Annotated in this window: 11 protein-coding genes; 8 read left to right on the top strand and 3 right to left on the bottom strand. The window is 39.4% G+C overall.

The features are described from left to right. Window positions 1-35 precede the first annotated feature (35 nt). The 3 genes from ACQKEV_RS12400 to ACQKEV_RS12390 form a co-directional block, all read right to left on the bottom strand. The gene (locus tag ACQKEV_RS12400; RefSeq protein WP_427457909.1) at window positions 36-1898 is read right to left on the bottom strand and encodes a SpoIIE family protein phosphatase; all 1863 of its coding nucleotides are present in this window, start codon (window positions 1896-1898) and stop codon (window positions 36-38) included. 200 nt (window positions 1899-2098) lie between these two features. Continuing rightward, on the bottom strand, window positions 2099-3643 hold the full coding sequence (locus tag ACQKEV_RS12395; protein ID WP_427457906.1) for an FAD-dependent oxidoreductase: 1545 nt from the start codon (window positions 3641-3643) through the stop codon (window positions 2099-2101). Between the two features lie 97 nt (window positions 3644-3740). Next, window positions 3741-4019, bottom strand: a complete 279-nt coding sequence (locus ACQKEV_RS12390) for a hypothetical protein (protein WP_427446512.1) — start codon at window positions 4017-4019, stop codon at window positions 3741-3743. 139 nt (window positions 4020-4158) lie between these two features. Between ACQKEV_RS12390 and ACQKEV_RS12385 the strand changes: the two genes are divergently transcribed. From ACQKEV_RS12385 to ACQKEV_RS12350, 8 genes are all read left to right on the top strand, one after another. Continuing rightward, window positions 4159-6135: a S9 family peptidase gene (locus tag ACQKEV_RS12385; RefSeq protein WP_427446510.1), complete on the top strand. Its 1977-nt coding sequence runs from the start codon at window positions 4159-4161 to the stop codon at window positions 6133-6135. 80 nt (window positions 6136-6215) lie between these two features. Beyond that, window positions 6216-6686, top strand: a complete 471-nt coding sequence (locus ACQKEV_RS12380; RefSeq protein WP_427446668.1) for a GNAT family N-acetyltransferase — start codon at window positions 6216-6218, stop codon at window positions 6684-6686. Between the two features lie 150 nt (window positions 6687-6836). Beyond that, a complete protein-coding gene (locus tag ACQKEV_RS12375) occupies window positions 6837-7472 on the top strand; it encodes a class I SAM-dependent methyltransferase (protein WP_427446508.1) in 636 nt (211 codons plus the stop codon). Between the two features lie 12 nt (window positions 7473-7484). Next, window positions 7485-7955 carry an S-ribosylhomocysteine lyase gene (locus ACQKEV_RS12370; RefSeq protein ID WP_427446506.1) on the top strand — a complete coding sequence of 157 codons (471 nt, stop codon included), beginning with the start codon at window positions 7485-7487 and terminating at the stop codon, window positions 7953-7955. Further along, window positions 7955-8893, top strand: coding sequence for a PLP-dependent cysteine synthase family protein (locus ACQKEV_RS12365; RefSeq protein WP_427446504.1), 939 nt, complete (start codon window positions 7955-7957; stop codon window positions 8891-8893). The genes ACQKEV_RS12370 and ACQKEV_RS12365 overlap by 1 nt, the downstream gene beginning before the upstream one ends. Then, a complete protein-coding gene (locus tag ACQKEV_RS12360; RefSeq protein WP_427446502.1) occupies window positions 8890-10023 on the top strand; it encodes a bifunctional cystathionine gamma-lyase/homocysteine desulfhydrase in 1134 nt (377 codons plus the stop codon). Before ACQKEV_RS12365 ends, ACQKEV_RS12360 begins: the two co-directional genes overlap by 4 nt. Before the next feature lie 627 nt (window positions 10024-10650). Next, complete coding sequence (locus ACQKEV_RS12355) at window positions 10651-11031, top strand: hypothetical protein (RefSeq protein ID WP_427446500.1); 381 nt, start codon at window positions 10651-10653, stop codon at window positions 11029-11031. A gap of 119 nt (window positions 11032-11150) precedes the next feature. Continuing rightward, on the top strand, window positions 11151-12188 hold the full coding sequence (locus ACQKEV_RS12350; protein WP_427446498.1) for a flavin-containing monooxygenase: 1038 nt from the start codon (window positions 11151-11153) through the stop codon (window positions 12186-12188). The last annotated feature ends 52 nt before the right edge of the window (window positions 12189-12240 follow it).

Below are 12240 nucleotides of genomic sequence, written 5' to 3'. Positions count from 1 at the left end.
CTCAGAAAATGAGCTACTTGCTAGTGTGGATTATTTTATGTTTTTAATACAATAACTGTCCGATCATCGTGGATAAGTCCTTGACGTTTTTTCTCAACTTCCGTAATAAGATGTTTAGATAAAGTATCCGCAGATAAGGTCAAGTCTGACTGGCGAATGGCGTCCATCATATCCTCGAATAAATCACCTTCAAGATTACCGCGATCTTCAATTAAACCATCCGTATAAAGAACGACAATATCATCTTTTGAAAGCTGAATTGTTTTTGTTTCATATAAAGCTTCTTTAAAAAAGCCAATTGCTGCTCCTTTTGTTTCTAAGAAATTGAATGTATTTGTTCCTTTAGTGTATAGCAGAGAAGGTTCATGGCCAGCTGAGCAATATTGAAGCATGCGTGTTTCTTCATCATAAATCATGGTATACAAGGTCATGAAGTGTTCAGATTTGCTATATTTTGAAAACATACGATTGATAAACTGCACAAATTGATCCGGTTTCTCTTGGTGCAAGTTCACGTGCTCAATGGCTCCAATCATCAAAGATGTTTGAATGGCAGCTGGAATACCTTTCCCGCTGATATCAGCAATCGTCACCATTGTTTTACTTCCTTGTTTCAGGATGTTATAGAAATCCCCATTTAATCGTTTGAAAGGGTACGATACAAATCCAATTTGATCCCCCGAAGAGATTTCGGAATAGAAATCTTTTTGCACGGCAGCAGCTGTTTCAATTTCAAAATCGGTGACTGATTTCTCTTTTGCTAAACGTTCATTTTCAATAGCTTCACGTAAGTCGTCTAAGGTATAGAAGTAACCCACAATCTTTCTGTTTTCAATTAATGGGAAGCGATCAATTTCTACAGGGATTTTTTCACCTGTATAGGTTGTGATTTCTTCGTATATTTCTCCGATGGTTGCTTTACTTTCAAACTGACTCATCAGCAATATCTCTGTTGAGTTGGCTGGGAGCTGTAATAAATCTTTTGCAGACATATTTACGTATTGGATTTCTCCTTTTGAGTCTGTTTCTATGATCCCTAGTTCAAGCATGTTAAACATCATCCGGTTGCGGTCATGTAAGCGAGTGATGTTTCGAAAAGGGGCTTTTACACTGACTGTGAATAACACAATGAAAAACATGGAATACCCAATAATTTTAAATAAGTGTCCAGCCATATTTAGATAGGCATCTACAGATTCATATCGTACAAAAAAGATAGATGATAACACCATAGAAAAAGCGCCAATGATGTATAAATTACGAATGACAATACTATTAAATTTAGTTGCATATTTTAAACAGTGAAAAATTACAAAAAGATGTAAAACGACTGTTATTAATTCTAATGAATTTTTAAATAAAGTAGGTGCGCCATCCAAAATAAGTAACGGTAAGTCCTGATGAAAAACGAAGATGATGGCTATTAATATGATTGTATAAACCGTCGCAATTGCAAACGTGATGTTTCGATTTAAACGTTTAAAAATCGTAGGTGTCAAAAAAACCAGAGCTAGAATCGCGCTCTCTGTTAATCTGGCGAGAATCCAAAACCAAGTTGAAGTTAAGGAACTGCTTTCAATGAAAAATAGGGGCATACCGGAAAATGTCAAAGCATGAAATGTATCGAAAATGCCAACGGAGAAGAAAGCAGCCGCAAGTAAGATTGGAAAATGAACTTTTGCTTCACCATAAGTAATCCAGCTATGGATTGCTATGCTCATGGCAATAAAGATAGAAATCATTTCGAAAAGTAAATGATTGACGGCATGACTAGGTTGCAGCGGTTCATAAAGAGTGGTGAAAAAGGTAGGGAAGATAAAAAAACTCGCACAAACAATGCACAAGACTAAAATATACATATTTAAACGTGCTGTTGTATTAGGGCTAAAAGGATTCATTTTTTCTCCAATGGTGTAACAAAGTATTTTACTTCGGAAAATGATTTGTTTTCAAAATGTTCTTCTTAGAAAATATCAGTAATATGTAGCATTTTAAAGTATTAGAACAGGGAACAATGACAATAAACTACATCTTACAGATTACACGGCAAAAAAGCCAATCCTTATTATGCCAAAGGATTGACTTTTAAAAGCATTATTTATCTACGTTCCAACGGTTTAATCGCAGGACCTTCCAAAACCTCGCCTGTATAGGAGAAGCGTGAACCATGGCAAGGACAGTCCCATGACCGTTCACTATTATTCCAATGAACATCACAGCCTAAATGGGTACATGTAGGTTTAACTAAATGTATTTTCCCATGTTCATCTTTATACGCCCCAGTCTTATGATGGTCAATCATCACAATACGTCCTTCGTCTACCTGCAAATTCTCAAGAGTATCTGAAGGTCTTGTGAATTTTCCTTTAACTAATTCTTTGGCGACATTTGCATTTTCTTTTACAAAGTTTTTCGTATCATGTTGTTTTAGTTTTGATCGAGTCGGCGAGTATAATTCTTTATTGGCATTGAATTTATTTTGTACGAGATCGGCTAATAAAAGACCTGCAGCCGTCCCATTTGTCATGCCCCATTTGGCAAATCCGGTTGCTACAAATACATGAGGCAAGCCTGATGTCATTTCGCCGATATAGGGCACACGGTCGAGTGTTTCTAAATCTTGAGCAGACCAATGAGTATCAATGGACTGGACAGGGAAATGCTGTTTGGCAAATTGAACGAGTGTTTCATAGCGTTCGACTGTAGAATCATCATGTGTTGGATCTTCGTATTGCCCAGCTTTGTGACCTTCCCCTCCGACAATTACGTAACTTTCTCCTTTATCTCCTTTGACAGTTCGAATAGAACGTGTTGGCTTTTCTACGTTGATATACATCCCGTTCATATGCTCATCAGGTACTCTGACACACACTGCATAGGATCGTTGAGGGGATAATTTTGAAAAATAGAGACCGTTTTTATCGTTGAATGGAAAATGACTTGTAACAAGGACTTGCTTGGCTGTTATTTTCTTCCCGTCCGTCGTTTCGATGACGATTTCATCGTTATGTTTAAGCGAGCTTGCTCGTGTGTTTTCATAAAATGTCACGCCAAGAGTTTGAGCTGCTTTAACTAACCCATTAATATATTTTACGGGGTGAAATTGGGCTTGGTTTGGCAAGGTTAATGTTTCGCTTACCGGAAAAGGGAGTTCATTCATCGATATCGATAATTCACCAGGAATACCAAGCTTGTCATAAGCCGCTTTCTCCGTATGTAGTTGGTCAACGCCTTTGGAGGTTTGTGCGTATAGAACTGCATGGCGTTCTTCGAAATCACAATCTATGGATAGTTCGTTTACCCACTTTTGTATTTGTTCACGTGCTTGTTGATTGGCATCAAAATATTGACGTGCTGTGGTTTTACCGAATGTTTGTAGTAATTCATCATATATAATCCCATGCTGTGCCGTTATTTTCGCTGTCGTAAATCCTGTAGTCCCGCTGGCGATTTTGCTGCCTTCAATTACGATTACTTTTACGCCTGCTTTAGCAAGGCAGTATGCTGCAGTCACTCCGGTAATACCAGCTCCTATAATACACACTTCTGTTGAAACATCAGATTCAAATGGTGGAAATGTTTTGTTTGAATGTTCTTTTCTCCAATAGGATTTTGTGAATTTAGGTAATTCGAGTGCACACATAATAAACCCTCCTGCTCGTAGTTTCTTCATTATTACCCTTTTCCAGAAAATACAATCATGGGACAGGAATAAATTGAACTACATAAGGAGGAGGTATTCACTGTATTTCTTCCAAAATAACCATTACCCCAATCAAAATGGGAAATAGGCAAACGAGGAACAGGATACTCCGTGCAATCCAAATCGGCAGCTTTTCAAAAAATACAGCAATCAGGAGTATACCAATAAAGAGAACAATTGAGACGATGATGCTATCGGTTGAAGGAGAGTCAATATAATTCAATTCGAATTTATCACGATTGTATTTGTACACCATAAAATATATACCTATTAAGCCTATAAGAATCAATGCAATCCCACCTAGTATCCATCCCATAATAAACCCTCCAATTTTCATATAACAAACATACTGCATTAATTTCAAATAATCGACGGGAAAATTATGGTTCATATTTAAAGGAAAACTCTTACGGATGTCGAAATAGGTATTATACGACACCTAGGGAGGAAATAAAATGTCAAAACGCAAATTAACAATAGACGATCTGAATCAATTGGTTTCGGTTACTCAGCCTACATTGGCACCGAATCAAGAAGAAGCGGTTTTTGTCCATACAAAAATTGATGACAAAGAAAATACATATCAAGCAAATTTATGGCATGTAGTATTGGATTCAAAAGAATTGACTCAATGGACACATGGCAAAGAAAAAATATCATCCCCTACATATTGTAAGGACGGCTCAAAACTTGCTTTTTTATCGACACGGGACGATAAAAATCAACTATACATAATGTCCACTAAAGGTGGAGAAGCACGTAAATTGACTTCATTCGAAAAAGGAGTCAGCAGTTTCGTATGGTCTCCTTGTGGAAAGAAAATCTGGTTTTCCGCTTCATTGAAAGAAGGGAAAAGCTTTACCGATGAACCGGATAAAGAGGAGAAGAAAAAGCCAGAACCATATGTAGTAGATAAAATGAAGTACAAAATGGACGGGGTTGGATTGCTACCGCAAGACAGCTATAAACATATCGGTGCAATCGATATTGAAACTGGGGAAGTAAACCAATTTACGGATGGCAACCATTTTTATTCTCTACAGGCCGTTTCACACGATGGCACCAAAGTGGTCTTTAGTGTAAATCGCTCTGATAACCAGGATTTCGAATTCCGTCAATCGTTGTATTTGGTAGACGTGAACTCGAAGGAGGAAACGGTTGTTATTGAAGAAGAAGGATACTTCGGCGGTGCCGCATTTTCATTTGATGATTCGAAACTAGCGTTTGTTGGCAGCGAAGCGTCGTTCAAGAACGCCACACATACCGACCTTTACGTATATGACATCGAATCAGGTTTCCGTGAAATTCTGACGGAAGGCTTGGACGCTCCAGTAGGAGATTATGTCGTTGCTGATACCCAACAAGGAGCAAATGCACCGAGCGTTGTATGGACGCAAGATAACCATTTATATTTCCAAGTTTCCACAATGGGTGACGTCCGCTTGTATGCAGCTTCATTGGAAGGAGAAATGTATCCGGCTACAGGCGAGGATGAATATATATATGGCTACGATGTTGCGAAATCTGGAGAGTTCGCCCTCATTACACTGTCAAATCCAACCCATATTGGCGAACTTTATATACAAACGATTGCAACTGGAGAAAGACAGGCGCTAACTCATTTTAATGAAACATTTGAAAATGAAGTTGATTTGGTCTCACCAGAGGCGATTGTCTATGAAGGTGCAGAAGGATGGAACGTGCATGGCTGGTTAATGAAACCGGCAGGCTACGTACAAGGTGAAAAATATCCATTAATTGTTGAAATTCATGGTGGTCCGCATGCTATGTATGCCAATACGTTTTTCCATGAGCTGCAGCTTTTAGCAGCACAAGGATACGGGGTATTATATGTGAATCCACGTGGCAGTCATGGCTACAGTCAGCAATTCGTCGATGCGGTTCGCGGTGACTATGGCGGCGGTGACTATGAAGACATCATGAAGGGACTCGATTCGGTACTTGCTGAAAATGACTGGATTGATGAAAGTCGTTTAGGGGTTACTGGCGGAAGTTACGGTGGTTTCATGACAAACTGGATCGTCGGTCACACAAATCGTTTTAAAGCTGCGGTTACACAACGATCGATTTCCAACTGGGTAAGTTTCTTTGGGGTATCAGATATCGGCTATTATTTCAATGAATGGCAAATCGGAGCGGATATGACGGATGTTGAGAAACTATGGAATCATTCTCCACTGAAGTATGCCAAGAACATCGAAACACCCTTATTGATTTTACACAGTGAAAAAGATTTCCGTTGTCCGATTGAACAGGCAGAGCAACTTTACATTACCTTAAAACAAATGAAGAAAGAAACAGGCTTCGTGCGTTTCCCGGATGCGGATCATAACTTGTCGAGAACAGGCTATCCAAATTTACGGTATGCACGACTCGAACAAATTACAAGTTGGTTTGATAAGTATTTATGAGGTGAAAAGATTTGATTGATGTAGGTTCACATGTCCACTTGCGACCTTTTTATGAAGAAGATTTATGTAGTCTTTGGGAAATGAGTGCAAAAGAAGAACATCCTGAATGGAAAAAATGGGATGCACCCTATTATCCTTATTCACCAAAAACGTTTGAACAATTTTTATCCGATAAAGAGCGTTATCTCAATAGAGAGTTTATGCACGGAATCGAAGTGAACGGTGAACTGATTGGGATGGTATCGTATTACTGGGAGCATGAACCTTCTTTGTGGCTTGAGATGGGAATCGTTATTTTCAAGCCGAAATATTGGAGCGGGGGCTACGGTGCGGAAGCGTTAAGACAATGGACCAATCATCTCTTTAACACGATGCCGCTTGTACGTGTAGGCTTTACCACCTGGTCCGGAAATTTTCGAATGATCCGTGTCGGGGAAAAGCTTGGCATGACAATGGAAGCCCGTATTCGCAAGGTTCGTTACTACAATGGCACCTACTATGACTCGATTCGCATGGGCATTTTACGTGAGGAATGGGAAGCACAATTTTAATGAAATCAAGACCCCTTTCGAATTATTTGAAAGGGGTCTTTTGAGATTCGAGAGTAGAAATAACGGGTAAACTATGATATAAATAAGTCTGTTAACCTAATACCAAGTAAACTTATTGGAATAATATATGAATAAAAAGGAGAATTTACAATGGGACGTGAATTCGTAGATATTTTTGATGACTGGGTACATTCTTATGATGCATCTGTTTCTGGAAAAGATCCGGAATACCGTGATGTATTTGATAAATATGAAGAGATTCTTTCAGCGGTTGCCAATAAATCATTTGGCACAATTGTTGAATTTGGAACAGGAACTGGCAACTTGACGGCGAAATTAATAGATGCGGGTCATTCTGTCATCGGGATTGAACCAAATGAAGCAATGCGTAAAGTAACAGCTAAACGTTTTCCTAAATTAGAAATAGTGGATGGTGACTTATTAGCCTTTGAGAGACCACAAAAAGTTGATACATTTGTCAGCTCGTATGTTTTTCATCATTTAAAAGATACAGAGAAAGAAAATGCTTTGGCCACATATGCTAGTATATTGCCGCTCGGTGGGAAAATTGTCTTTGCAGACACTGTTTTTGTATCAGAAGAAGCAAAACAAGCACAGATTACAAAAGAACGTGCACGTGGTTTTAACAACGTGGCAGATGATTTGGAACGCGAGTACTACACGACGATTCCTGTTTTGACTCAAGCATTTGAAAAAGCTGGATTCGACGTTCAGTTTGAACAAATGAATGATTATGTGTGGTTAATGGACGCAACTAAAAAATAAGGAGTGTTTTTGATGAAAAAAATGAATGTTGAAAGCTTTAACTTAGATCATACAAAAGTAGTGGCACCTTATGTACGTCTTGCTGGTCGTAAAATGGGAGCGAATGGCGACGAAATCTTGAAATATGATATTCGTTTTACTCAACCAAATAAAGAACATATGGAAATGCCAGGTTTACATTCCATCGAGCATTTAATGGCTGAGAATATTCGCAACCATACGGATCAAGTGGTCGATATGAGTCCAATGGGATGCCAGACTGGATTTTATCTAGCGGTAATCAACCATGATAATTATGAGGAAATCTTAACGATTCTTGAAAAAACGCTAGAAGATGTCCTTCAAGCTACGGAAGTTCCTGCATGTAATGAAGTGCAATGTGGTTGGGCTGCAAATCACAGTCTAGAAGGTGCGAAAGAAATCGCTCGCAAGATGCTATCGAAGAAAGATGAGTGGCGTAACGTATTTGCGGAGGAAGCATAATGAATGTTTACGGCAGCGTACATGAACTAATCGGTAATACGCCCGTTGTGGAAATCAAAAATATTGAGATTCCTAATAATTGCCGAATATTTGCCAAGCTAGAATTCATGAATCCAGGCGGTAGCGTAAAAGATCGGTTAGGCGTTTCTTTACTAAAAGACGCGGAACAATCAGGTAAACTGATGCCAGGTGGTACGATTATCGAACCGACAGCCGGCAACACAGGAATCGGAGTTGCTCTTGCTGCAATAGGAAAAGGGTATAATGTTAAATTTGTGGTGCCACAAAAGTTCAGCATGGAAAAACAAACACTGATGCGAGCATTAGGTGCAGAAATTATTAATACACCTACGGAACTTGGAATGAAAGGGGCCATTGAAAAAGCGGCGGAGCTTGTCAAAGAAACTCCAGGTGCTTTTTCGCCTTCTCAATTTTCAAATCCAGCTAATCCTGAAACGTATGTCCATACATTGGGTCCAGAACTTTGGCGTGATTTAGACGGCCAAATAGACGTCTTTGTCGCAGGTGCAGGTTCTGGTGGTACGTTCATGGGTACAGCGAAGTATTTAAAGGGACAAAATGCAGAGATTAAAACAGTGATTGTGGAACCTGAAGGCTCTATTTTAAATGGTGGAGAACCCGGTTCGCATTATACAGAAGGCATTGGAATGGAATTCTTACCTGGCTACATGGACAAAGATTACTTTAATGCAATCCATACGGTTACGGATAAGAATGCTTTTGCGAAACTGAGACTATTATCTAAAAAAGAAGGACTTCTCGTAGGAAGTTCGTCAGGAGCGGCATTTTATGCTGCGTTGGAAGAAGCGAAAGTTGCTAAACCAGGCAGCCATATCGTGACTATTTTTGCGGATTCAAGCGAACGCTATTTAAGTCAAAAAGTTTATGAATTACTGAAGGAGGATGAAGCAGAGTGAGACCAAAAACAAAATTAATTCACGCTGGAATTGTAGGGGACGAGACGACAGGTGCCGTTTCAACACCTATTTATCAAGTAAGCACATATAAACAGGATGCCGTAGGTGATTTTCGTGGATATGAATATTCACGCACAGGGAATCCGACTCGCCATGCACTTGAAGTATTAATCAGTGATCTTGAAGGTGGTCATGCAGGCTTCGCTTTCGGGTCAGGAATGGCTGCAATCAGTTCAGTCATGATGCTTTTCAATGCAGGTGATCATATTGTGATGACGGATGATGTATACGGTGGTACATACCGTGTCATGACAAAAGTATTGAACCGTTTTGGAATTGAATCTACGTTTGTTGATTCTTCAAACGCTGCTGAATTTGAAGCGGCAATTAAAGAAAATACAAAAGCAGTCTTTATTGAATCTCCTACCAATCCGTTATTGAAAATCACGGATATTTCGGAAATCGCTAAATTAGCAAAAGCTAAAGGCTTGCTGACGATTGTTGATAACACATTCATGACTCCGTACCTTCAGCAACCGCTAGCACTTGGCGCGGATATCGTATTGCACAGTGCTACGAAATATATCGGTGGCCATAGTGATGTAGTTGCTGGGTTGGTAGTTGTTGCAACAGAAGAGTTAGCGAAAGACCTACACTTTGTTCAAAATTCAGTAGGTGCGATTTTAGGGCCACAAGATTCATGGTTATTAATTCGTGGCTTGAAGACACTTGGAATCCGCATGGAAGAAACGAATTCAAATGCGAAGCGTATAGCGGATTTCCTAGTTGCACATGAAGCTGTAGGAAAAGTGTTCTATCCAGGATTGGAATCACATGCTGGTCACGACATTATGAAAAATCAGGCTACTGGTTTTGGCGGCATGATTTCTTTTGATGTTGGCAGTACTGAAAAAGCCGATCAGTTACTCAAGAAATTGAAATACTTCACACTTGCAGAAAGTCTTGGAGCGGTAGAAAGCTTAATCTCCGTACCGGCAAGAATGACCCACGCTTCCATTCCAGCAGACCGCCGCCAGGAACTCGGCATACTAGATGGCCTTGTGCGTATTTCGGTTGGTATCGAAGACGTAGAAGATTTACTTGAAGATTTAGAGCAAGGATTAGCTTAATAATATCCGTAGATTTCAGCCACTTCATTATTTTATATGGAGTGGCTTTTTTCGTTTATTTTTGTTAAACGATGTTGCTGGCTTGCCTCTTCCTCTCGTGATTCCAACGAAATACGGGATTCGTCCAACGAAATGTCAGCTCTCCCGTCAAAAAAACCGCGAAGCGATAGCTGGCGGGCCATTCAACAGTTCTTCCTCTTGTGATTCCAACGAAATACGGGATTCGTCCAACGAAACCTTCATTTTGTCCAACGAAACTCTGAAATCGTCCAACGAAATGTCACCTCTCCTATCAAAAAAACCGCCAAGCGTTCGCTGGCGGGCCATTCAGCAGTTCTTCCTCTAGCGATTCCAACGAAACTCGTGATTCGTCCAACGAAACCTTCATTTTGTCCAACAAAACTCTGAAATCGTCCAACGAAATGTCAGCTTTCCCATCAAAAAACCCGCCAAGCGTTCGCTTGGCGGAGCAATTTAACAGTTCTGCCTGTTCATGAGCAGAAAGGGAGCAGAGTTCTTCTGATTTTTATAAGAGTCTATAATAAAAAGCAGTGACTTTTCTTTACAGTATCGGATACTATTTGTCCTCTTCCAAAACATATTCTATAAAACGGAAAGGATGTTGCAATGAAAAAATTCACTTTGCTTATTTGTTTATTGTTCGTAATCCTTTGCACACTTTTTGGAATTCGTTATGGTCATATATTGACTGCTAATGATGGGACGCTCCGACTTGGTATGGCTGCAGCCGTTCTGGATTTCACTGGACGTGAGTATGTAAAGTTCGAGGAAACGGAATATGTGAAACGCTATGTTTCTGAATACGAGGAAGATGTCTCAATGGAACTTGTGAAGAAAGTTATGAGTGATCTGGGATGGTCTTATGAAACGCATGAAGGCACGGCTCTATTTTTTCGGAAAGACAAAGATACGGTTGTGGTGGAAACGGAAGTTTTTCTAAAAGAGTATTTTTTATGGGACATGCCTTTAGAAGCATCTGGTTCATAGTAGGTTCTCAGTGTTGAATTTCCATTTGTTACTAGACAGATGGAAACCACAATTTTATATTTTAATAGTGGTTACTTATATATCTTCAACATGAAAACTCTTAAGAGGAGTGGGTACGCATGTTTCATACAATTGTCGTTGGTGCGGGGCAGGCTGGATTAGCCATGAGTTATTTTTTAATGAAAGACAAGAAGGATTTTCTCGTTCTGGATAAAGGATTATCTATAGGTGAGAGCTGGTCTAGCAGATATGACTCCTTAGTTCTTTTCACACCACGATTATATAACTCGCTTCCAGGAATGCCGATGGAAGGAGATTTACATAGCTTACCTTCAAAAGATGAGGTCAGCAGCTACTTATCTCGTTATGCCCAAGCCTTTCAATTCCCAGTTCAATTTAATACAGAAGTTCAAGTGGTTGTCCAAAATGACGATCATTCTTTTACGGTAACGACAGATAATGGTGTTTTTCAAACTAAAAATATGGTCATTGCAACAGGACCTTTCCATAAAAAATTTGTTCCTCTCATTTCCAAATCAATGGATCACCACGTTATACAATTGCATTCTTCAGAGTTTCGTAACCAAAATCAATTACAGGAAGGCAATGTTCTGGTGGTTGGTGGTGGAAACAGTGGGGCACAGATTGCTGTGGAATTATCTGAATCAAAGAAGACGTATTTAGCGGTCAGTAAAAAACCTGATTATATGCCACTAATGGTCATGGGGAAAAGCATCTTTTATTGGTTCGATAAATTGGGGATATTGAATGCGGCTTCTCATTCAAAGCTAGGTAAATTTATACGGAAAAAAGGAGATCTGATTTTTGGTCAGAATTTGAAAATTGCGTTGAAACAGAACAGGATTGTAATGAAACCGAGAGTCATTGAATGTAAGGATAATGTAGTCATGTTTGACGATACTTCTACGTTACCTGTACAAAATATTATCTGGTCCACCGGATTTAAATCTGACTATTCATGGGTTCAAATAAATGGAGTTGTAAACGAAAAAAATGAAGTCATCCATCAAAGAGGAGTCAGTCCTGTTAAGGGAGTGTATTTTATAGGATTGCCCTGGCAAAGCAAAAGAGGTTCTGCACTTCTTCAAGGGGTTGGATCCGATGCAGAGTTTCTGATGACTTATTTAAATGATTAGAAAGGTTATAGCGTTTAGGATGCCAAAATTTAAACGATTTATTTCTGTATTG

This window comes from Paenisporosarcina sp. NPDC076907, assembly GCF_050269735.1.
Lineage (GTDB): Bacteria > Bacillota > Bacilli > Bacillales_A > Planococcaceae > Paenisporosarcina.
The sequence above is the reverse complement of the archived record's forward strand: the minus strand, read 5'-3'. Positions and strand labels throughout refer to the sequence as shown.

Bases quoted from the DNA above. Each gene is read 5' to 3' on its own strand.
- ACQKEV_RS12400 (WP_427457909.1), bottom strand. From the start codon at position 1,898: ATGAATCCTTTTAGCCCTAATACAACAGCACGTTTAAATATGTATATT.
- ACQKEV_RS12395 (WP_427457906.1), bottom strand. From the start codon at position 3,643: ATGTGTGCACTCGAATTACCTAAATTCACAAAATCCTATTGGAGAAAA.
- ACQKEV_RS12390 (WP_427446512.1), bottom strand. From the start codon at position 4,019: ATGGGATGGATACTAGGTGGGATTGCATTGATTCTTATAGGCTTAATA.
- ACQKEV_RS12385 (WP_427446510.1), top strand. From the start codon at position 4,159: ATGTCAAAACGCAAATTAACAATAGACGATCTGAATCAATTGGTTTCG.
- ACQKEV_RS12380 (WP_427446668.1), top strand. From the start codon at position 6,216: ATGAGTGCAAAAGAAGAACATCCTGAATGGAAAAAATGGGATGCACCC.
- ACQKEV_RS12375 (WP_427446508.1), top strand. From the start codon at position 6,837: ATGGGACGTGAATTCGTAGATATTTTTGATGACTGGGTACATTCTTAT.
- ACQKEV_RS12370 (WP_427446506.1), top strand. From the start codon at position 7,485: ATGAAAAAAATGAATGTTGAAAGCTTTAACTTAGATCATACAAAAGTA.
- ACQKEV_RS12365 (WP_427446504.1), top strand. From the start codon at position 7,955: ATGAATGTTTACGGCAGCGTACATGAACTAATCGGTAATACGCCCGTT.
- ACQKEV_RS12355 (WP_427446500.1), top strand. From the start codon at position 10,651: ATGAAAAAATTCACTTTGCTTATTTGTTTATTGTTCGTAATCCTTTGC.
- ACQKEV_RS12350 (WP_427446498.1), top strand. From the start codon at position 11,151: ATGTTTCATACAATTGTCGTTGGTGCGGGGCAGGCTGGATTAGCCATG.